The sequence below is a fragment of the Variovorax sp. MSC1_012 genome, assembly GCF_023667525.1.
GTDB lineage: Bacteria > Pseudomonadota > Gammaproteobacteria > Burkholderiales > Burkholderiaceae_C > Variovorax > Variovorax beijingensis_B.
On the sequence record NZ_CM174443.1, the window covers coordinates 3,329,915 to 3,350,374 of the forward strand.

Sequence of the window (20,460 nt, forward strand, 5' to 3'; positions counted from 1 at the left end):
AACCGGCTTTGCCGGGCCTCTGGTGTCGCCCCCGGTGAGGGGGTTGGCGCTGCGACACGAGTGCGCAAGCCTGGGGGAGATAAACTCTGCGCATGATTTTAGCGATCCCCTCCCCACTTGCCGTGGCGCTGGGCATCGCCACCGCGGCTGCCTACGGATTTGCCGCTGCCGCGGGTGCCCGGCTGAGCCGCAAAGCCACCCAGTGGGCCCTCGGGCTGGCGTGGCTTCTGCATGCCGCCGTGCTGGGCCATGGCCTCATCGGCAGCGAACCGAAATTCGGCTTCGCGCCGGCGCTTTCGGTCACCGCTTGGCTGGTGCTCACGGTCTATGCGGTCGAAAGCCGCATGTACCCGCAACTCAAGGTGCGCCGCGCGCTGGCCTGGCTGGGTGCGGCCGCCGTGCTGCTGGCCATTCTCTTTCCCGGCACGCCGCTGCATGTGTCGGCTTCGCCCTGGCTGCCGCTGCACCTTGCGCTGGGCATTGCCTCGTACGGCCTGTTCGGCGCCGCGGTGGTCCATGCCTGGCTGATCACGCGGGCCGAAAAGCAGATCCGCCTTGCCACCGAACCGCAAGGCGGCGTGCCGCTGCTCACGCTCGAGCGGCTCACCTTCCGCTTCGTGATGGCCGGCTTCGTGCTGCTTTCCGCCACGCTGCTCGCGGGCCTGCTGTTCAGCGAAACGCTGTACGGCGCCAGCGTCCGCGGCTGGAAGTGGGACCACAAGACGGTGTTCTCGGTGCTCGCCTGGATGAGTTTCGCCGTGCTGCTGATCGGCCGGGTCCGCTTCGGATGGCGTGGCCGCACGGCGCGGCGGGTGCTGTATGCCGGCTCCGCCCTGCTGCTGCTGGCCTATGTGGGCTCGCGCTTCGTGCTCGAAGTGGTGCTGGCGCGCGGCGCGACATGAAATACCTGCTCGTTCTCGCGGTGTTCTGGGTGGCAATCTGGCTCTGGCGCAAGAACCGCCGGGAGGAAATGCGCGAGACCCTGCGCGAAGAGGCGGCCCGCACCGCCAAGCGCCCGCCGCCCGCCGCGCCGGCTTCGCCGCAAGCCATGCTGCGCTGCGCCCATTGCGGCTTGCACCTGCCTGCAAGCGATGCGATCGCGGGACCGGGCGACGCGGTCTACTGCAGTGCTGCGCACCGCCAGGCTGCCGAGCGCGGCTGAGCGGGCGCTGCATCGATGAGCACAGCGCCAAGGGTGCACCCGTGAGTTCCTCCCCATGGTCGCGCGGCGAACCCGCCACCGACTGGAGCACGCTCGAGCCGGGGCGCGGCGAAAGCGCCGCGCTGCTGCGGCTGTGGCGCGGCTTCATGGCGGCGCGCTGCTTCGTCGCGCTGGTGCTCGTGCTGCTGCAGGGCGTGGCCATGGCGTTCGGCCAGACGGTGCAGCCGCTGGCCGTGGCACTTTCGGCCGGCTACCTGGCTGCCACCTGGCTGGGCGCGCGCTACGCGCATTTCACGCCGCCGATCCGGGCCTTCGGCATGCTTTGGTTCCTCACCATCGGCATCGACCTGGGCACCTTCACTGCGCTGCAGGTGCTCCAGGGCGGCAGCATCAACTACACACCGCTGTTCGCGCTGCCGGTGCTCATGAGCGCGGTGCTGGGCACGGTGACGGTGGGCCTGGGCACCACGGCCACGGTCACGCTGCTGCTGCTCGCCGATGCCGGATGGCACTGGCTGTTGCAGCAACCCGGCGATTCCTCCACCCGCTTCGTGCAGGCGGCGCTCACCGGCACCGGGCTCTTCGTGGTGGCCTTGCTGGCGCACGAGCTGGCGCGCCGGCTGGCCCGCGAGGAAGAAACCGCACTGCGCAACCGCAGCAGCGCCCAGATGCAGGCGCAGGTCAACGATCTGGTGATCGAGACACTGAGCGAAGGCGTGCTGGTGATCGACGCCGAAGGCATGGTGCATGCGGCCAATCCGGCGGCCGACGCGATCCTCGGACAAGGGCTCGCCCGGCTCAATCTGCCGTTCGCATTGCATGCGCAACCCGCCTGGCATGCGCTGGCGGCGCTGGCGCGCCAGACCTTTGCGCGCCGCGCGCCGCAAAGCGAGGAAATTCCCGTGGCGCAGGCCCGCGGCGCCGCGCGCGAGGTGCGCGTTCGCACGCGGCTCACGCCCACCAGCGACCGGCACGTCGACAGCCTTTGCGTGATGTTCCTGCAGGACCTGCGCGAACTCGAGGCCCGCATCCGCACCGAGAAGCTGGCCGCGATGGGCCGCATGTCGGCCGCCGTGGCGCATGAGATCCGCAACCCGCTCGCGGCCATCACGCAGGCCAGCGCGCTGCTCAACGAAGACCTCACCGATCCCGCGCACCGCAAGCTGACCAGCATGGTGCAGCACAACGCGCAGCGGCTCGCACGCATCGTGGACGACGTGCTCGACGTCTCGCGCGCGCGCCAGCAGCGCGTGCTCTCGCTCGGCGAGCAGGTCGTGCTCGATCCCGCCGTGCAGGCGCTGGCCGAGGAATGGGTGCGCCAGACGCGGCGCCAAGGCGTGCTGATCGCCCTGGATGCCGCCGACGCCGAGGTGCGCTTCGACGTCGAGCACCTGCGCCGGCTGCTCGTGAACCTGCTGGACAATGCGGCGCGCTACGCGAGCAGCCGGGCGGGCGCGATCCAGGTCGTCACCACCACGCAGCGCGGCAGTTCCGGCCGCCCCAGCCTGCAGGTGTGGAGCGACGGCGCGCCGCTGGAGCCGGCGGTGCAGCGCCACCTGTTCGAGCCATTTTTCTCATCCGAAAGCCGCTCCAGCGGGCTCGGCCTCTTCCTGTGCCGCGAGCTGTGCCGCCGCCACGGTGCCACCATCGGCTACGAGCGGCGCGCGCTCGTGGCGGGCGGGCCCGAGGGCAATGAATTCTTCGTCAGTTTTGCGCCGAGCGAAAACCGGCTGACACAATAGCGCCGTGAGCACTCCCCATCCCTCCATGCAGCGCCCGGCCAACATCCTGGTCATCGATGACGAGCCCGACCTGCGCACGCTGTACGAACTGACCCTGCTGCGCGAAGGCTATCGCGTCGAGGCCGCCGGGAGCGTGTCGGAAGCCTGGCAGCACCTGGAGGCCGGGCAGTTCGATGCGGTGATCACCGACATGCGGCTGCCCGATGGACAGGGCATGGAAATCATCCACCGCATCCAGAAGAACCAGCGCAGCGAGCGCTGCGTGGTGATGACGGCCTACGGCTCTGCCGAGAACGCGGTCGAGGCGCTGAAGGCCGGCGCCTTCGACTACCTGACCAAGCCGGTCGACCTGAAGCAGTTCCGCGCCGTGGTCGCGTCCGCGGTGCAGGCGCAGCAGGCACCGCCGGCCAAAGCCTGGCAGGCGGCGCCCGCGGGCCAGCCGCGCGCCGACACACCCGCCGTTCCGGACAGCGGCGTTGCTGCGCTCGACCGGCTGGTGGGCGACTCGGAGCCGATGCGCCTGGTCAAGTCGCGCATCGCCAAGGTGGCGCGCGGCATGGCGCCGGTGCTGGTGCGCGGTGAATCAGGCACCGGCAAGGAACTGGTGGCGCGCGCCGTGCATGCCTGCAGCCAGCGCAGCGAGGGCCCGTTCATCGCGGTCAACTGCGGCGCCATTCCCGAGAACCTGCTCGAGGCCGAGTTCTTCGGCGCCCGCAAGGGCTCCTACACCGGCTCCTCGCAAGACCGCGACGGCTACTTCCAGGCCGCGCGCGGCGGCACGCTCTTTCTCGACGAAATCGGCGACCTGCCGCTGGCGATGCAGTCCAAGCTGCTTCGCGCGATCCAGGAACGCAGCGTGCGCTCCATCGGCTCGACGCAGGAAGACGCGGTCGACGTGCGCATCGTGAGCGCCACGCACAAGGATCTTCATGCCGAAGTCCAGGCCAGCCGCTTCCGGCAGGACCTGTTCTATCGGCTCAACGTGATCGAGATCGCGGTGCCCGCGCTGCGCGACCGGCGCGAGGACCTGCCCGCACTTTGCGCCGCGCTGCTCACGCGCATTGCGCAGGACGGCGGGCTGCCGGTGCCGCATCTTTCCGCCGAACTGCTGCGCCGCCTTGCCCAGCATCGGCTCGACGGCAACGTGCGGGAACTCGAGAACCTGCTGCACCGCGCAGTGGCGCTCAACGACGGCGACGAACTGCATCTGGACCTGATGGCACCGAAGCCGGGCGCTGCCGAGACGCCGGCCGAGATGGCCATCGCCGAACCCGCGCCCTCTGCTGCTTCGGCGTCCGGCGGCGAAGCGCCTCGGGCGGCCGCTGCGTTCGCCGTGGCCGTCGCGGAACCCAAGCCCCCGGCGCCCGCCCTCCCCTCCGACCTGCAGGCCTACCTCGATCAACAGGAGCGCGAGATCCTCGTGCGCGCGCTGCATGAAAGCGGCTTCAATCGAACGGCGGCTGCCGCGCGGCTCGGCATGAGCCTGCGCCAGATCCGCTACCGCATCGCGCGGCTGGGCATCACCACGCCCGGCGGCGACGAAGGTGCCAGCACCGGCCATGCCGACGACTAAGGCCCCCGCGGCGAATCCGGCCAACGACGACGGGCTCTGGCGCGGCGGCTGGTACCGCTTTGCCAAGGCGCTGCGCTCGCCGAACTTCGGACCCCGGCCCGCGGGCGCGCAGACCGACCTGATCGTGCTGCATTCCATCAGCCTGCCGCCCGGCGAATACGGCGGCGAGGCCGTGCAGCAGCTCTTCACCAACCAGCTCGACTGGGACGCGCATCCCTACTTCCAGTCGATTCGCGGCCTTGCGGTTTCCTCGCATTTCTATGTGCGGCGCAACGGCGAACTCTGGCAGTTCGTGAGTTGCGACGAGCGCGCCTGGCATGCCGGCGTGTCGTCGTGGCGCGGCCGCGAGAACTGCAACGACGACTCCATCGGCATCGAGCTCGAAGGCCTCGAAGGCCAGCCGTTCGAAGAGGCGCAGTACGAGGCGCTGGCCAGCCTCTGCCCCGCCATTGCGCAGCATTACGCCATCGCGCACATCGCCGGCCACGAGCACATCGCACCGGGCCGAAAACAGGATCCTGGCGCCGGCTTCGATTGGCAATTGCTGCGCGGGCACCTCGGTTGGAGTCCATACATGTTTCCCCCGCAGGTGGTGCAGCGCTAATTTTTTCAATCGCGCAGCGCCTCGCGATGCGCCGATCCCGCGGCGCAGCAATGAGAAAATTGCAAACGCCGCATGCAGCAACCATGCGCCCTGCAAGCCCAAATCGGCCTGCAAGCCACGCCCCATGCGGGTTGCGACAACATAGGCCAGTATTCATGCGGCATCGACGGCCGTGTCCCGGGCCAAAAGAAAAATTGGCAGGGTTGTATCCACAGGAAAACGCTACATCTAGTGGGTTGTACACCCCTCAGACCCTAGATATAGTGTCCTCCGTCCGGTCAACAACGCCGGCGCGACGCCCAACCAAGGCGTCGCCATCCAACAAGAATTGCCAACCGAGAGGAAGCGAATGCAAACAGCCCTGAACACCCCATCGACCTCGCGTGCCGTTCCCTCCACGCCCACGCAGCAGCAGCGCGACACCGCTGGCTCGCCTGCCGGACAGAACCTCGCGCACTACCAGATCATCCGCCGCAACGGCGCCGTGGTTCCCTTCGAACCCAACAAGATCGCCATCGCGATGATGAAAGCCTTCCTGGCCGTGCACGGCACCCAGGGCGCGGCTTCGGCCAGCGTGCGCGAAACCGTCGACGCGCTCACGCAAGGCGTGATCCGCGCCATGGTGCGTTCGCGTCCGGGCGGCGGCACCTTCCACATCGAAGACGTGCAGGACCAGGTCGAACTCGGCCTGATGCGCGGCGGCCACCACGAGATCGCGCGCGCCTACGTGCTCTACCGCGAGCGCCGCACGCAGGAGCGTTCCAAGCAGGTCGAGCAGGAAGCGCCGGCCACGCCGACGCTGCATGTGCTGGACAACGGCGAACGCGTCGCGCTCGACCTGAACCAGCTCAAGGGCCTGATCGAATCGGCCTGCGAAAACCTGGGCGACAGCATCACCGCCGCGCCAATCGTCGCCGAGACGATGCGCAACCTGTACGACGGCGTGCCGCTCGACGAGGTCTACAAGGCCTCGATCCTGGCGGCCCGCACGCTGATCGAGAAGGATCCCGACTACACCTTCGCGACCGCCCGCCTGCTGCTGCACACGATCTTCAAGGAGATCATCGGCCGCGAAGTGATGCCCGCCGAGCGCGCCACCGCCTACGCCGACTACTTCCCGCAGTTCATCAAGAAGGGCGTCGAGAACGACCTGCTCGACGAGAAGCTGCTGCAGTACGACCTGCCGCGCCTGGGCGCCGCGCTCAAGGCCGAGCGCGACAACCAGTTCGACTACCTCGGCCTGCAAACGCTGTACGACCGCTACTTCCTGCACGTGCGCAAGTCGCGCATCGAATTGCCGCAGGCCTTCTTCATGCGCGTGGCCATGGGCCTGTCGCTCGGCGAGATCGACCGCGAAGCCCGCGCCATCGAGTTCTACGAAGTGCTGTCGTCCTTCGACTTCATGTCGAGCACGCCCACCCTGTTCAACGCCGGCACGCTGCGCTCGCAGCTGTCCAGCTGCTACCTGACCACCGTGCCCGACGACCTCGACGGCATCTACGAGTCGATCAAGGAAAACGCGCTGCTCTCCAAGTTCGCGGGCGGCCTGGGCAACGACTGGACCCGCGTGCGCGCGCTCGGCAGCCACATCAAGGGCACCAACGGCGAATCGCAGGGCGTCGTGCCCTTCCTCAAGGTGGTCAACGACACGGCCGTGGCGGTGAACCAGGGCGGCAAGCGCAAGGGCGCCGTCTGCACGTACCTGGAAACCTGGCACCTGGACATCGAGGAGTTCCTGGAACTGCGCAAGAACACCGGCGACGACCGCCGCCGCACGCACGACATGAACACCGCCAACTGGATTCCCGACCTCTTCATGCGCCGCGTGATGGAAAAGGGCACCTGGACGCTGTTCTCGCCGTCGAACGTGCCCGACCTGCACGACCTGTTCGGCGCCGACTTCGAGAAGGCGTATGTCGCCTACGAAGAAAAGGCCGCGCGCGGCGAGATCAAGCCGGCCCGCACCATCCAGGCCTCGGACCTGTGGCGCAAGATGCTCACGATGCTGTTCGAGACCGGCCATCCGTGGATCACGTTCAAGGACGCCTGCAACGTGCGCTCGCCGCAGCAGCACGCCGGCGTGGTGCACTCGTCGAACCTGTGCACCGAGATCACGCTGAACACCAGCGACACCGAAACCGCCGTCTGCAACCTCGGTTCCGTGAACCTGCTGCAGCACCTGAAGGACGGCAAGGTCGACCAGGAAAAGCTCAAGCGCACGATCGCGACCGCAATGCGCATGCTCGACAACGTGATCGACATCAACTACTACGCCGTAAAGAAGGCGCGCGACTCCAACCTGCGCCACCGCCCGGTCGGCCTGGGCCTGATGGGCTTCCAGGACGCGCTGTACGAACTGCGCATTCCCTACGCTTCGCAGGAAGCCGTGCAGTTTGCCGACGAGTCGATGGAAGCCATCTGCTATCACGCCTACTGGGCCTCGACCGAGCTGGCCCGCGAACGCGGCAAGTACTCGAGCTACAAGGGCTCGCTGTGGGACAAGGGGATCCTGCCGATCGACACGCTCGACCTGCTCGAAAAAGCCCGCGGCGGCTACGTCGAGGTCGACCGCTCGGCCACGCTCGACTGGGAGGCCCTGCGCCAGAAGATCAAGGCCGACGGCATGCGCAATTCCAACTGCGTGGCCATCGCCCCGACCGCGACCATCTCGAACATCATCGGCGTCGACGCTTCCATCGAGCCCTGCTTCGGCAACCTCTCGGTCAAGTCGAACCTGTCGGGCGAATTCACCGTGATCAACCACTATCTGGTGCGCGACCTGAAGCGCCTGGGCCTGTGGGACGACGTCATGGTGATGGACCTGAAGCACTTCGACGGTTCGCTGCGCCCGATCGACCGCGTGCCGCAGGACGTGAAGGCGCTCTACGCCACCGCGTTCGAAGTCGAGACCACCTGGCTGGTCGAAGCCGCAGCGCGCCGCCAGAAGTGGATCGACCAGGCGCAGTCGCTCAACATCTACATGGCTGGCGCATCGGGCAAGAAGCTCGACGACACCTACAAGCTCGCATGGCTGCGCGGCCTGAAGACCACCTACTACCTGCGCACGCAGAGCGCGACGCACGCCGAGAAATCCACCGTGCAGTCGGGCCGCCTCAACGCGGTGTCGTCGGGCAGCGATGCATCTTCGGGCATGAGCGCACTCGAAGCCGCGGCTGCCGCAGCGAAGGCGCAGATGAGTGCGATGCCTGCCACCGACATCGCGTTCTGCGGCGTCGACGATCCGACTTGCGAAGCATGCCAATGACGCGCGAGTGATGTCAGAGAGGTGCATGCACGACGCGCGAACTCTCAGTCGATCACGGCATCGACTGACATCGCGCGATGCATGAGAGCAACATAACAACCACATAAATGAAGCGCGACGTGAACGAGCACTTTGCAACTCACATCGTTGCTCCGATAATTGAGCATTGGATTTTTCTATGTTGACCTGGGACGAAGAAGTCAAGCCCTCCTTATCAAAGGATATGCAACAAGGATTGCAGCAACACCACGCATCGACCAGCGGCCTGTCCGCAGGCCGACCGGTGGATGCTCCGACTTCGTCGATTGCACAACAACCCGCGGCACCCGCCGCGGCGCAGCGCGTCAAGGCTTCGGACAAGCGCATCATCAACGGCCAGACCGACGTCAACCAGCTGGTGCCGTTCAAGTACAAGTGGGCCTGGGAAAAATACCTCGCCACCTGCGCCAACCACTGGATGCCGCAGGAAGTGAACATGACGCGCGACATCGCGCTCTGGAAAGACCCGAACGGCCTGACCGAGGACGAGCGCCGCATCGTCAAGCGCAACCTCGGCTTCTTCGTGACCGCCGACTCGCTGGCCGCCAACAACATCGTGCTGGGCACCTACCGCCACATCACGGCGCCCGAATGCCGCCAGTTCCTGCTGCGCCAGGCGTTCGAGGAAGCGATCCACACGCACGCCTACCAGTACATCGTCGAATCGCTCGGCCTGGACGAGAGCGAGATCTTCAACGCCTACAACGAAGTGCCGTCGATCCGCGAGAAGGACCAGTTCCTGATCCCCTTCATCGACGCCATCAGCGACCCGCTCTTCAAGACGGGCACGCACGAAACCGACCAGACGCTGCTCAAGTCGCTGATCGTCTTCGCCTGCCTGATGGAAGGCCTCTTCTTCTACGTCGGCTTCACGCAGATCCTCGCGCTGGGCCGCCAGAACAAGATGACCGGCGCCGCCGAGCAGTACCAGTACATCCTGCGCGACGAGTCGATGCACTGCAATTTCGGCATCGACCTGATCAACCAGCTCAAGCTCGAGAACCCCGGCCTCTGGACCCCCGAGTTCAAGGCCGAGATCAAGGCCCTCTTCATGAAGGCCGTCGAGCTCGAGTACAAATACGCCGAAGACACCATGCCGCGTGGTGTGCTCGGCATGAACGCCTCCATGTTCAAGGGCTACCTGCGCTACATCGCCAACCGGCGTGCCCAGCAGATCGGCCTCGAAACGCTCTTCCCGAACGAGGAAAACCCGTTCCCCTGGATGAGCGAAATGATTGACCTGAAGAAAGAGCGCAATTTCTTCGAAACCCGGGTGATCGAATATCAATCGGGTGGTGCGCTCTCCTGGGATTGAATCGAATCTTTCGACAAGAATTAATGAATTCAAGAATTGCCCTTGCCACCGATCGCGCCGAAGAGCGCGGCATGGACGAGGGCTCAGGTGTTCATGGTGCTGGAGCTCAGATTCCAACGCCATGGATCGCTTCACGCTACCAACGTGCGTGGAGTGCTTCAATAGGTTGATTTTTTCAACTTGATCAAGGAGAAATAGAAATGGCAACTGCAAAGAAAGCGCCGGCTAAGAAAGCCGCTGCAAAGAAGGCTCCGGCAAAGAAGGTCGCGGCCGCTAAGAAGGCTCCCGCCAAGAAGGTAGCTGCGAAGAAGGCTCCGGCCAAGAAGGTCGCAGCGAAGAAGGTAGCCGCCAAGAAGGCGCCTGCGAAGAAGGTAGCCGCCAAGAAGGCAGCTCCGGCAAAGAAGGCCGCTGCCAAGAAGGCTCCGGCGAAGAAGGCCGCAGCGAAGAAGGCTCCTGCCAAGAAGGCGGCGGCGAAGAAGGCTCCGGCAAAGAAGGCCGCTGCCAAGAAGGCCCCGGCGAAGAAGGCTGCCGCCAAGAAGGCTCCTGCCAAAAAGGCTGCGGCCAAGAAAGCCGCGAAAAAGCCCGCTGCCAAGCCTGCCGCTGCTGCCAAGAAGCCTGCTGCGAAGAAGGCTGCCAAGGCTCCTGCCGTAGCGCCTGCTCCTGCTGCGCAAACGACGCTGAACCCCCAGGCAGCCTGGCCGTTTCCGACGGCCAGCAAGCCCTGAGTCTGCTCAGCGGCCTTGACGGCAAAAAGCCCGGCACCTCACGGTGCCGGGCTTTTTTTATGGGCGCCTGCCAGCGGGCGGCTCAGAGGCCCAGCGCCTTCAGGTCGATCTGGTAATTCTGCGGCCCGCGCTGTGCGATCTTGAGCGCGCCGATGCGGTTGCCGAGTGCCGCGCACTGCGCGAGCGGCCATTCCTTTTCGAGGCCGAACAGCAGCGCGCCGCGCCAGGCATCGCCGCAACCGGTGGGCTCGACCACCGCCGTCGGCGTGACACCCGGCACATGCTCGCGCTCGCCGTCGATCCAGACCTCGCAGCCTTCGGCCGCCAGCGTGACGACCAGGCCGCGCACGCGCTTCGAAATCTCGGCCAGGCTCCAGCCGGTGCGCTGCGACAGCATCTTGCCTTCGTAGTCGTTGACGACGACCCAGCTCGCCAGGTCGACGAAGTGCCTGAGCGCCTCGCCGTCGAACATCGGCAGGCCCTGGCCCGGATCGAACACGAACGGAATGCCGGCCGCGGCGAACTGCTCCGCGTGCTGCAGCATCGCCTCGCGGCCGTCGGGCGCAATGATGCCGACGCGGATGTCTTCACGCGCGGCGATCTTCGTGAGGTGCGCCTGCTGCATCGCGCCGGGGTGGAACGCCGTGATCTGGTTGTTGTCGACGTCGTTCATGATCATCGCCTGCGCGGTGAATGTGTCGTCGAGCTGGCGCACGAACTCGGTGCTGATACCCAGCATGCGCATGCGCTCCAGGTAGTCGGCGCCGTCGCTGCCAAGGGTGGCCATCGGCAGCGCGGTGCCGCCCAGCGCATTGAGGCTGTAAGCGATGTTGCCGGCACAGCCGCCGAAGTCGCGCCGCAGGCCCGGCACCAGGAACGACACATTGAGGATGTGCAGCTGGTCCGGAAGGATCTGGTCGGCGAACCGGCCCTCGAAGGTCATGATGGTGTCGAACGCGAGGGAACCGCAAATCACTGCTGCCATGGGTGAGCCGTTGGGTAGGAATGGATGAATGAAATGAAAAGGCGGGCGCGAGCCAGGCCTAAGGATAGAACGCTTCAACGCGGTAGCCTGCAATGGGCGGCAGCGTGGCCGCTTCCGTTGCCGACAAGCTCAGCGGCAATGACGCAGCCTGGTCGGAGCGTGCCGCAAGCACCGCCGGTGCGCCATAGTCCGCCGCCATCAACACGCGGCGCACCACGGCACGCTCCTGTGTGTCGAGCAGCGAAAGCTCGACAGCCGGCATGGCCAGGGGAACGGCCGCGCCATTGCGCAGCGTGAAGCTGAGCCGGTAGTCGTTGTTGCCGGTTTTTTCGCGCGCGAAGGCCGCGCCCTCGATCACGATGTCGCCGATCTGCCGCAGCGCGGTGAGCTCGCAGCCGGTGACGCGGCACAGGGCCGCGAATGCGGGACGCAGGTTCGGCTGGCGCGCGACGATGCCGTCGCGCTCGTGGCGCAGGACCTGCACGAAGAGCAGCAGGACGGCAAGCGCGGCCAGCAGCCAGAGCCAGCGCCGCGCCCCAGGCCGCTGCCAGACACCCGCGGCGCCACGGCCCAAGTTCTCGTTGCCATCGGAAAAAGGAAGTCGCTCCGAGTCTTCCGCATCGTCACGGAACGACGGCTGAGGCGAAGGAAGCAGGCCCGGCTCGGGCTCGCTCGCCTCCCGCACCATCGAGGCCGACACTTTTGCGGCGGCGCGCTCGTCGCGCGCCTTGGCGCTCGCGATCTTGGCCGACTTGATGCGGGCCCGGCGCAGCGCCTTTTGCATCTGCACCTGGTCGCGGTCTTGTTCGGGCGCGTGCTTTTCGTCTTCCTCGCTGGCCGTTGCCGCCATCTCGCGCGCCTTGAGGCGCAGGGCCGGCAACGGCGGTGCGGGCGGGGGCGGCGGCGAAGGCGGAGCCGCCAGATTCAGGTCGATGTTCGGAAACGGCGGCAGCGAACTCGCCGGCGGCCGCCATTCGGGCTCGTTGGCTTCGAAGTCGGTCCACAGCTCGTCGGCGACGATGCCGTGCGCCGGCAAGGCGAAGTTGGGCGCGGGCGCGGGCGCCGGAGCAGGCGCTGGTGCAGGCGCGGGCTCCGGTGCCGGCACCCGCTCGGCCTGGGAAGGCGCAGCCTCCGGCGGTTCGCGATCCTCGGGTTCGTCGTCGAAGAAATCCGCGTCTTCGATCGCATCGGAGGAGGACGGCGGCTCGGTCGATGCGTCGGATGCCGGTGGAGGCGCAGCGCTCGCAGCCGGCGGGCCATCGGGTGCCTCGTGCAGGTCGAGCGTGGCGTCGAACACATGGCTGCAACGTCCGCAGCGCACCCAGCCATCCGAAATGCGAAGCTGGTCGCGCACCACCTTGAAGGTGGTGGCACAGGCGGGGCAACGCGTGACGAGGCTCATGACGGGGCGATTGTAGGGTTGGGCCCTCGCCGCGCCAGTGGGATCGGGATCAAACGCGAAACGGCAGGCGCGTGCGTCCTCAGCAGCGCGCCGTCATGAGGATCCAGCCATCCTCGCTGTCGCTGACTTCGAGCGCGGCATAAGGCGCATAGGCCTCTTTCAGCTCGTCGGCCTGGCGCTCGAGGATGCCGGCCAGCACCAGCGATCCACCGGGCGTCACGTGGCTGCGCAGCAGTGGCGCAAGCACCTTGAGCGGCGTGGCCAGGATGTTGGCCAGCACGGTGTCGTAGCGGCCCTTGGCCGCTTCCGGCAGGCCGGCATTCAGGCGCACGCCGTTGGCTTCGGCGTTGAGGCGGGTCGACGAGACCGCCGCCTCGTCGATGTCGACGGCATCGATGTCGGTCGCACCGAACTTCGCCGCGCCAATGGCCAGGATGCCGGACCCGCAGCCGTAGTCGAGCACGCGCTGGCCGGCGAACGAACCCTGCCTTGCGATCCAGCGCAGGCACATGCGCGTGGTGGGATGGGTGCCGGTGCCAAAGGCAAGCCCCGGGTCGAGCCGCATCACCTGCCTTGCCTGCTCGGGCGGCTCATGCCAGGTGGGCACGATCCAGAATTCGGGCGTGATCTCGACCGGCGCGAACTGCGATTGCGTGAGCCGCACCCAATCCTGCTCGGGCACCGGTGCCACGCCGAGCACCGCGCAGCCTTCGAAGAAATCCTGCAGCGCAAGCACCGACGCCGCCTCTTTCGCAAACGCTTCATCGGCAAACAGCGCAATCACGCGCGAACGCTGCCAGCCTTCCTTGGGCGGCGGCATGCCGGGCTCGCCGAACAGCGCCTGCTCGGCATCGGTCTGCGCGTCGGCGTCTTCCACCGACACGCTCAGCGCATCGAGTGCGTCAAGCGCGTCACTGACCATTTCGACCCGGTCTTCCGGCGCCATGAGACGCAGTTCAAACATGGCAAGGCCCCTCTTCGCCAGGAACACCGAGGAACCGGCTTGGCCGGGCCTCTGGTGTTGCCCCCTGCAAGGGAGTTGGCGAAGCGACACGAAGTGCGCGCAGACCGGGGGTGTTCATCGCTTGTGCGCCGCCAGCCACTCTTCCAGATAGTGGATGTTGGTGCCGCCGCTCATGAACTTGGCGTCGACCATCAGTTCGCGGTGCAGCGGGATGTTGGTCTGGATGCCTTCGATCACGGTTTCGTTCAGCGCCGTGCGCATGCGCGCCATGGCCTGCTCGCGCGTGTCGCCGTAGACGATGATCTTGCCGATCATCGAGTCGTAGTTCGGCGGCACGAAGTAGTTGGTGTACGCATGCGAATCGACGCGCACGCCAGGGCCGCCCGGCGGGTGCCACATGGTGATGCGGCCCGGCGAGGGCGTGAACTTCCAGGCATCCTCGGCGTTGATGCGGCACTCGATGGCGTGGCCGCGCATCTCGATCTGGCGCTGCGTGAACGGCAGCTTCTCGCCGGCCGCCACCATGATCTGCGTCTTCACGATGTCGATGCCGGTGGTGAACTCGGTCACCGGATGCTCCACCTGCACGCGCGTGTTCATCTCGATGAAATAGAACTCGCCGTTCTCGTAGAGGAACTCGAAGGTGCCGGCGCCGCGATAGCCGATCTTCTTGCAGGCCGCGGCGCAGCGCTCGCCGATCTTCTCGATCAGCTTGCGCGGAATGCCGGGCGCCGGAGATTCCTCGATGACCTTCTGATGGCGCCGCTGCATGGAACAGTCGCGCTCGCCCAGGTAGACCGCGTTCTTGTGCTTGTCGGCCAGGATCTGGATCTCGACGTGGCGCGGGTTCTGGAGAAACTTCTCCATGTACACGGCCGGATTGCTGAATGCAGCGCCGGCCTCCGCCTTGGTCATCTGGATCGCGTTGATCAGCGCGGCCTCGGTGTGCACCACGCGCATGCCGCGGCCGCCGCCGCCGCCTGCCGCCTTGATGATGACCGGATAGCCGATGGCGCGGGCAATGCGCTTGTTGGTGGTGGCGTCATCCGAGAGCTCGCCCTCGGAGCCCGGCACGCACGGCACGCCGGCCTTGATCATGGCCTGCTTGGCCGAGACCTTGTCGCCCATGACACGGATGTTTTCGGGCGTCGGGCCGATGAACTGGAAACCGCTCTGCTCCACGCGTTCGGCGAAATTGGCGTTCTCGCTCAGGAAACCGTAGCCGGGGTGGATGGCCTCGGCGTCGGTCACCTCGGCGGCCGAGATGATGGCCGGCATGTTGAGATAGCTCAGCGACGACGGCGCCGGGCCGATGCACACGGCTTCCTGCGCGAGCTTGACGTACTTTGCGTCGCGGTCCGCTTCGGAATAGACCATCACGGCCTTGATGCCGAGCTCGCTGCAGGCGCGCTGGATCCGGAGGGCGATTTCGCCGCGATTGGCAACCAGGATCTTCTTAAACATGTGCGCCCCCGCGGCTGCATCGCCCGCACGCTGCGCGTGCCAGGGCAATTTGGCGGCCTTCGCCCGCCCGCGCCGAGGCGCGAGCCCCTCGGTTCGCAACCAGAATCTTCTTGAACATGGTCACTCGATGATGAACAGTGGCTGGCCGTACTCGACCGCCTGACCGTTTTCGCCGAGGATCTGGGTGATCGTGCCGGACTTGTCGGCCTCGATTTCGTTGAGGATCTTCATCGCTTCGATGATGCAGACCGTGTCGCCCTCGTTGACCTTGCTGCCGATTTCGACGAAGGCCGGGGCGCCCGGGCTGGAGGAGCGGTAGAAAGTACCCACCATCGGCGACTTGATCGCGTGGCCGGCAGGCGCGGCTTCGGGCGCGGGTGCGCTGGCAAGCGCGGGTGCCGCCGGCGCACCGGCAGCAGGAGCAGCGGCAGGTGCCGCCGCCACGGTCTGTACATATTGCACCGGAGCAGCGCCGCCACCCTTGACGATGCGAACCTTGCCTTCGGTTTCGGTGATTTCCAGTTCGGAAATATTGGATTCCGACACCAAATCGATCAGTGTCTTGAGTTTGCGCAGATCCATGGAGCTCCAGTGCCGACTTTGCCGGTCAATAGGATGTAACTTGGCTAAAAATCGGTGATTTTTAGCGATTAGCGGCTAAATGCCGAGTGTGTATCTGATTCTAACCGTGAACCAGTTCACGCCGCCAAGCGTCCAGGTCGGCCGCTTCGAGCTTGCCCATTTTACGAGCCGCCACTTCGCCCGTGCCGTTCAGGACCAGCGTGAACGGCAATCCGCCGCCCGTATTGCCTAGATTCTTGACCAGTTCCGTCCCCTGCAGGCCGGCCAGGCCCGTGGGGTAGCTGACCGGCGTCTTCTGCAGGAACTTGCGCACCGCGCTGGGCTGGTCGATCGCCAAGCCCACAACTTGCCAGCCGTTCGCACCATTTTCGCGGAAGAAGCGGTCGATCATCGGCATTTCTTCGACGCACGGCGGACACCACGTGGCCCAGAAGTTGAGCAGCAACGGTTTGCCGCGAAAACTGGAAAAAACCAGTTCGCCGCCTTCCGGCCGCTCGAAGCGCTGCCCCCAGAAGCTTGCGGCCAGCACCTCGCCCTTGGGGCCGCTGGCGCGCTCACGCCACCATGCACCGCCCAGGCCGGCCGCAGCGGCCGCGACCGCCACGCCGCCATAAAGAAGGCCTCGCCGTGTGGGCGAAGAAGTCATTCACTTGTCCTTTTCACTTTCGATCAGCCGCCGCAGCGCCGCGAGGTCGCCGCGCGGCGTGCGGCCCTGGGCGTCGGGCCGGAGTGCCCCGCGCAGATCGTCGAGGTCGTACACCAGCAGATGCACCCCGATTTCCTCGCCCAATGCACGGCTCGCGGCGTGAACGCTCAGCGCTTCCACCTGCTCGCCGTGAAACCCGGTGACCATCCGCGGCTCGTAGTCCACGTGGTGGTCGATCAGGGCAATCTCGGCCGACTTGGAATCATCGCAGAACAATTGAATATAAATGTCTGACAGCCGCGTGGCGGTGCCGTGCCAGACCGCGCCGCCCACATGCGGGCGGAATGCCGCCATGCGCTCCATCCATTCGAGCGCGAGCAGCCGCAGCGCGCGCAGTTCCTGCGGCTGGGTGTCGGCGCAATAGAGCGCGATGTAGTCACGGACTTCGGCCTCCACCTCGTCATTGTTCGGCAGCGCCGTGCGCGAGGACAGACCCAGGTCGCGCAGCGCCCGGCGCTTGGCCGGACCGTACTCCAGCCCCTCCTCGACAACGAGGCGGGCGGCAGCAGCAGCAATCTCGCGCTTGGTGGACGTGTCCATCGGGGCATTTTGCCCGCAGTACGGCGCCCCTCGCACAAACATCAGTACAAAGGACGAGGACGGGAGCACGGACACCGCTTGCCGCCTCCCTAGAATCGGCCGATGCACATTCATATTCTTGGCATCTGCGGCACGTTCATGGGCGGATTGGCCGCCCTGGCGCGCGAGGCAGGCCACCGGGTCACAGGCTGCGACGCCGGCGTGTACCCGCCCATGAGCGACCAGCTCCGGTCGCTCGGCATCGACCTGATCGAGGGCTTCGGCGCGGACCAGCTGGCGCTTTCGCCCGACGTTTTTGTGGTCGGCAACGTGGTTTCGAGGGCCCGGCTGGCCGATGGCACACCCAAGTTTCCGCTGATGGAAGCCATCCTCGACGCCGGCAAGCCCTACACCAGCGGCCCCCAGTGGCTGGCCGAGCATGTACTGCTCGGCCGCCATGTTCTGGCCGTGGCAGGCACCCACGGCAAGACGACCACCACCTCGATGCTGGCCTGGGTGCTCGAACAGGGCGGCAAGGCGCCGGGCTTCCTCGTGGGCGGGGTTCCGCTGGACTTCGGCGTCTCGGCACGGCTCGGATATGTGGCCCCCACGCTCCCCGCGTTGCGTGGTTCGCTGCCCCCCGAGGGGGCGTTCGCCGCCTTGGGGCGGCCCGGCGGCGGCTCAGCGCCCTTCGTCATCGAGGCCGACGAATACGACACGGCCTTTTTCGACAAGCGCAGCAAGTTCGTGCATTACCGCCCGCGCACCGCGATCCTCAACAACCTGGAGTTCGACCACGCCGACATCTTCGATGACCTGGCCGCCATCGAACGCCAGTTCCATCACCTCGTGCGCACGGTGCCGGGAACCGGCCGGCTGGTGGTGAACGCCACCGAGGAAAGCCTGCAGCGCGTGCTGGCGCAGGGCTGCTGGAGCGAACTGGCGCGCTTCGGCGCCGGCGGTGAATGGCAGGCCCGCGGCACGCACGACGCCTTCGACGTGCTGCGCCAGGGCGAGGCAGTCGGCCGGGTCGAGTGGGAACTCTCGGGCCTGCACAACCAGATGAATGCGCTGGCCGCCATCGCCGCGGCAGAGCATGTGGGCGTGGCGCCGGCCGATGCGGCCCGCGCGCTCGGCAGCTTCAGGAACGTGCGCCGCCGCATGGAACTGCGCGGCGCGGTCGAGCGCAGCGGCGGCGCGATCACCGTTTACGACGATTTCGCCCACCACCCCACGGCCATCCGCACCACGCTCGACGGACTGCGCAAGAAGCTCGATGACGCCGGCAGGCAAGGCGAGCGCATCCTCGCGGCCTTCGAGCCGCGCAGCAACACGATGAAGCTGGGCGTCATGGCGGCACAGCTGCCGTGGAGTCTGGAAGCGGCCGACCTGTCGTTCTGCCACACGGCCGGGCTCGACTGGGACGCCGCCGCGGCCCTGGCTCCGATGGGCGAGCGCGTGCAGGTGGCCGGGGCCGTCGAACCGTTGGTGGCGCAGATCGTCGCGGCGGCCCGGCCTGGCGACCACATCGTCTGCATGAGCAACGGCGGCTTCGGCGGCGTGCACGACAAGCTGCTCGCGGCACTGCGCGCCGCCGCAGGGCCATGACTGCCATGCGGGCCCGGGAACTGGTCGAGAGCCTGAAGCTGCAGCCCCACCCCGAGGGCGGCTGGTACAGCGAGGTGTTCCGCTCGGCCGCGAGCGTCGTTCCCACCGACGGCCGCGCGCCGCGCAGCGCGCTCACCAGCATCTACTTCCTGCTCGAAGCCGGCCAGCATTCGCGCTGGCACCGGGTGCTGTCGGACGAAGTCTGGGTGCATCTGGAAGGCGTGCCGCTCGCGCTCTGGACCTGCGACGCCGCGCTGCGCACGGCGCCGGCCCATGTGCGGCTGGGCCCGGTCGACGCCCACGGCACGCGCCCCCAGCATGTGGTGCCGGCCGGCCAGTGGCAGGCCGCCCGGCCGATCCAGAGCCACGCGAGCGGCGACTACACGCTGGTCGCCTGCATGGTCGGCCCGGGCTTCGACTTCGCCGACTTCTCCCTGGTGCCGCCGGACAGCGATGAAGCCGCCGCCATGCGGCATCACTGGCCGGACTTGGCCGGGATGCTCTGACCCTGTTCAGCCCCGGCGCTGCTTGATCGCCTGCGACAGGGTGTCCAGCACCTGCACCGAATCGTCCCAGCCCAGGCAGGCGTCGGTGATGCTCTTGCCGTATTCGAGGCCCGAGAGCTGGTCCTTGCCCGGCGTGAACTTCTGCGCGCCGGCCTGCAGATGGCTTTCGACCATCACGCCGAAGACGCGGTTCGAACCCGCGGCAATCTGGTTGGCGATGTCCTTGGCCACGTCGATCTGCTTCTGGTGCTGCTTGGAACTGTTGGCGTGGCTGCAGTCGACCATCAGCGTGGGCGGCAGCTTGGCGGCTTCGAGGTCCTTGCAGGCCGCCTCGACGCTGGCCGCGTCGTAGTTGGGCGCCTTGCCGCCGCGCAGGATCACGTGGCAGTCGCGGTTGCCGTTGGTCTGCACGATGGCGACCTGGCCGTTCTTGTGCACCGAGAGAAAGTGGTGGCCGCGCGCCGCTGCCTGGATGGCGTCGGTGGCAATGCGGATGTTGCCGTCGGTGCCGTTCTTGAAGCCGATGGGTGCCGAGAGGCCCGAGGCCAGCTCGCGGTGCACCTGGCTTTCGGTGGTACGCGCGCCGATCGCGCCCCAGGCGATCAGGTCGCCGATGTACTGCGGCGAGATCACGTCGAGGAACTCGCTGCCCGCCGGCAGGCCGAGCCGGTTGATGTCGATCAGCAGCTGGCGCGCCATGCGCAGGCCCTCGTCGATGCGGAAGCTCTCGTCGAGGTACGGGTCGTTGATCAGGCCCTTCCAGCCGACCGTGGTGCGCGGCTTCTCGAAGTAGACGCGCATCACGATCTCGAGCGTGCCGGCGTACTTTTCGCGCTCCACCTTGAGGCGGCGGGCGTATTCGAGCGCCGCGGCGGGGTCGTGGATCGAGCAGGGGCCCATGACCACCAGCAGCCGGTCGTCCTTGCCCGCCATGATGTTGTGGATGCTGCGGCGGGTGCCCTCGATCAGCGTCTCGACCGGCGTGCCGCGAATCGGAAAGAAGCGGATCAGATGTTCGGGAGGGGGCAGCACGTTGATGTCCTTGATGCGTTCGTCGTCGGTCTTGCTGGTTTTCTCGACGCTCGCATACCAGCTGTCGCTGGCGGGGGCAGTGTTCGTGCTCATGGTGCTTTCCTTGTTGGAGTGGATATCGTCAGGGCATAAAAAAACCGCCGGGGGCTTGAGGCCACCGGCGGTTTTGGGAGGGTGTTCGTTTGCTTTACGCGCTCGCCTCTCGTCCGCCGGAAACCGGGAACCAAAAGTAGGCAAAGAAATAAGCGCGGAGGGCGGACATGTGGG

The 20,460-nt window shown here is 66.6% G+C and carries 18 protein-coding genes; 10 read left to right on the top strand and 8 right to left on the bottom strand.

Features of this window, described 5'->3' with window-relative positions; translation table 11 throughout:
• Positions 1-92 precede the first annotated feature (92 nt).
• From L1081_RS15780 to L1081_RS15815, 8 genes are all read left to right on the top strand, one after another.
• Entirely contained in the window at positions 93-902 is an 810-nt protein-coding gene (locus tag L1081_RS15780; RefSeq protein WP_124960435.1) for a cytochrome C assembly family protein, read from the top strand.
• The gene (locus L1081_RS15785) at positions 899-1,162 is read left to right on the top strand and encodes a PP0621 family protein (RefSeq protein ID WP_489413021.1); all 264 of its coding nucleotides are present in this window, start codon (positions 899-901) and stop codon (positions 1,160-1,162) included. The genes L1081_RS15780 and L1081_RS15785 overlap by 4 nt, the downstream gene beginning before the upstream one ends.
• A gap of 41 nt (positions 1,163-1,203) precedes the next feature.
• Positions 1,204-2,904: an ATP-binding protein gene (locus L1081_RS15790; RefSeq protein ID WP_489413022.1), complete on the top strand. Its 1,701-nt coding sequence runs from the start codon at positions 1,204-1,206 to the stop codon at positions 2,902-2,904.
• A 25-nt stretch (positions 2,905-2,929) separates the two neighbouring features.
• The gene (locus tag L1081_RS15795; RefSeq protein ID WP_489416795.1) at positions 2,930-4,477 is read left to right on the top strand and encodes a sigma 54-interacting transcriptional regulator; all 1,548 of its coding nucleotides are present in this window, start codon (positions 2,930-2,932) and stop codon (positions 4,475-4,477) included.
• Complete coding sequence (ampD, locus tag L1081_RS15800) at positions 4,464-5,081, top strand: 1,6-anhydro-N-acetylmuramyl-L-alanine amidase AmpD (RefSeq protein ID WP_489413023.1); 618 nt, start codon at positions 4,464-4,466, stop codon at positions 5,079-5,081. Before L1081_RS15795 ends, ampD begins: the two co-directional genes overlap by 14 nt.
• 349 nt (positions 5,082-5,430) lie before the next feature.
• Positions 5,431-8,346: a ribonucleoside-diphosphate reductase subunit alpha gene (locus L1081_RS15805; RefSeq protein ID WP_319429723.1), complete on the top strand. Its 2,916-nt coding sequence runs from the start codon at positions 5,431-5,433 to the stop codon at positions 8,344-8,346.
• Between the two features lie 178 nt (positions 8,347-8,524).
• The gene (locus L1081_RS15810; protein WP_489413024.1) at positions 8,525-9,700 is read left to right on the top strand and encodes a ribonucleotide-diphosphate reductase subunit beta; all 1,176 of its coding nucleotides are present in this window, start codon (positions 8,525-8,527) and stop codon (positions 9,698-9,700) included.
• 200 nt (positions 9,701-9,900) lie between these two features.
• On the top strand, positions 9,901-10,425 hold the full coding sequence (locus L1081_RS15815; protein ID WP_012746103.1) for a histone H1-like DNA-binding protein: 525 nt from the start codon (positions 9,901-9,903) through the stop codon (positions 10,423-10,425).
• Between the two features lie 82 nt (positions 10,426-10,507).
• On the opposite strand, the gene L1081_RS15820 is transcribed toward L1081_RS15815, so the two are convergent.
• The 7 genes from L1081_RS15820 to L1081_RS15850 form a co-directional block, all read right to left on the bottom strand.
• The gene (locus tag L1081_RS15820; protein WP_489413025.1) at positions 10,508-11,410 is read right to left on the bottom strand and encodes a PfkB family carbohydrate kinase; all 903 of its coding nucleotides are present in this window, start codon (positions 11,408-11,410) and stop codon (positions 10,508-10,510) included.
• Between the two features lie 58 nt (positions 11,411-11,468).
• Positions 11,469-12,812 (bottom strand): DUF3426 domain-containing protein, encoded by a 1,344-nt coding sequence (locus L1081_RS15825; protein ID WP_489413026.1) that lies wholly within the window; start codon positions 12,810-12,812, stop codon positions 11,469-11,471.
• Between the two features lie 79 nt (positions 12,813-12,891).
• The gene (gene prmA, locus L1081_RS15830) at positions 12,892-13,776 is read right to left on the bottom strand and encodes a 50S ribosomal protein L11 methyltransferase (RefSeq protein WP_489413027.1); all 885 of its coding nucleotides are present in this window, start codon (positions 13,774-13,776) and stop codon (positions 12,892-12,894) included.
• 114 nt (positions 13,777-13,890) lie between these two features.
• Positions 13,891-15,240: an acetyl-CoA carboxylase biotin carboxylase subunit gene (gene accC / locus L1081_RS15835; RefSeq protein ID WP_012746099.1), complete on the bottom strand. Its 1,350-nt coding sequence runs from the start codon at positions 15,238-15,240 to the stop codon at positions 13,891-13,893.
• Between the two features lie 120 nt (positions 15,241-15,360).
• Complete coding sequence (accB, locus tag L1081_RS15840) at positions 15,361-15,822, bottom strand: acetyl-CoA carboxylase biotin carboxyl carrier protein (RefSeq protein WP_124960425.1); 462 nt, start codon at positions 15,820-15,822, stop codon at positions 15,361-15,363.
• Between the two features lie 100 nt (positions 15,823-15,922).
• Positions 15,923-16,468 (bottom strand): redoxin family protein, encoded by a 546-nt coding sequence (locus L1081_RS15845; RefSeq protein ID WP_489413028.1) that lies wholly within the window; start codon positions 16,466-16,468, stop codon positions 15,923-15,925.
• Entirely contained in the window at positions 16,469-17,068 is a 600-nt protein-coding gene (locus L1081_RS15850; RefSeq protein ID WP_012746096.1) for a hypothetical protein, read from the bottom strand.
• 102 nt (positions 17,069-17,170) lie between these two features.
• Here L1081_RS15850 and mpl point away from each other — a divergent pair, with 102 nt between their 5' ends.
• On the top strand, positions 17,171-18,655 hold the full coding sequence (gene mpl / locus L1081_RS15855) for a UDP-N-acetylmuramate:L-alanyl-gamma-D-glutamyl-meso-diaminopimelate ligase (RefSeq protein WP_489413029.1): 1,485 nt from the start codon (positions 17,171-17,173) through the stop codon (positions 18,653-18,655).
• Positions 18,652-19,161, top strand: a complete 510-nt coding sequence (locus L1081_RS15860) for a cupin domain-containing protein (RefSeq protein ID WP_489413030.1) — start codon at positions 18,652-18,654, stop codon at positions 19,159-19,161. Before mpl ends, L1081_RS15860 begins: the two co-directional genes overlap by 4 nt.
• Before the next feature lie 6 nt (positions 19,162-19,167).
• On the opposite strand, the gene L1081_RS15865 is transcribed toward L1081_RS15860, so the two are convergent.
• On the bottom strand, positions 19,168-20,286 hold the full coding sequence (locus L1081_RS15865; protein WP_124960420.1) for a 3-deoxy-7-phosphoheptulonate synthase: 1,119 nt from the start codon (positions 20,284-20,286) through the stop codon (positions 19,168-19,170).
• Positions 20,287-20,460 lie beyond the last annotated feature (174 nt).

Bases quoted from the DNA above. Each gene is read 5' to 3' on its own strand.
- L1081_RS15780 (WP_124960435.1), top strand. From the start codon at position 93: ATGATTTTAGCGATCCCCTCCCCACTTGCCGTGGCGCTGGGCATCGCC.
- L1081_RS15785 (WP_489413021.1), top strand. From the start codon at position 899: ATGAAATACCTGCTCGTTCTCGCGGTGTTCTGGGTGGCAATCTGGCTC.
- L1081_RS15795 (WP_489416795.1), top strand. From the start codon at position 2,930: ATGCAGCGCCCGGCCAACATCCTGGTCATCGATGACGAGCCCGACCTG.
- ampD (WP_489413023.1), top strand. From the start codon at position 4,464: ATGCCGACGACTAAGGCCCCCGCGGCGAATCCGGCCAACGACGACGGG.
- L1081_RS15805 (WP_319429723.1), top strand. From the start codon at position 5,431: ATGCAAACAGCCCTGAACACCCCATCGACCTCGCGTGCCGTTCCCTCC.
- L1081_RS15810 (WP_489413024.1), top strand. From the start codon at position 8,525: ATGTTGACCTGGGACGAAGAAGTCAAGCCCTCCTTATCAAAGGATATG.
- L1081_RS15815 (WP_012746103.1), top strand. From the start codon at position 9,901: ATGGCAACTGCAAAGAAAGCGCCGGCTAAGAAAGCCGCTGCAAAGAAG.
- L1081_RS15820 (WP_489413025.1), bottom strand. From the start codon at position 11,410: ATGGCAGCAGTGATTTGCGGTTCCCTCGCGTTCGACACCATCATGACC.
- L1081_RS15825 (WP_489413026.1), bottom strand. From the start codon at position 12,812: ATGAGCCTCGTCACGCGTTGCCCCGCCTGTGCCACCACCTTCAAGGTG.
- prmA (WP_489413027.1), bottom strand. From the start codon at position 13,776: ATGTTTGAACTGCGTCTCATGGCGCCGGAAGACCGGGTCGAAATGGTC.
- accC (WP_012746099.1), bottom strand. From the start codon at position 15,240: ATGTTTAAGAAGATCCTGGTTGCCAATCGCGGCGAAATCGCCCTCCGG.
- accB (WP_124960425.1), bottom strand. From the start codon at position 15,822: ATGGATCTGCGCAAACTCAAGACACTGATCGATTTGGTGTCGGAATCC.
- L1081_RS15845 (WP_489413028.1), bottom strand. From the start codon at position 16,468: ATGACTTCTTCGCCCACACGGCGAGGCCTTCTTTATGGCGGCGTGGCG.
- L1081_RS15850 (WP_012746096.1), bottom strand. From the start codon at position 17,068: ATGGACACGTCCACCAAGCGCGAGATTGCTGCTGCTGCCGCCCGCCTC.
- mpl (WP_489413029.1), top strand. From the start codon at position 17,171: ATGCACATTCATATTCTTGGCATCTGCGGCACGTTCATGGGCGGATTG.
- L1081_RS15860 (WP_489413030.1), top strand. From the start codon at position 18,652: ATGACTGCCATGCGGGCCCGGGAACTGGTCGAGAGCCTGAAGCTGCAG.
- L1081_RS15865 (WP_124960420.1), bottom strand. From the start codon at position 20,286: ATGAGCACGAACACTGCCCCCGCCAGCGACAGCTGGTATGCGAGCGTC.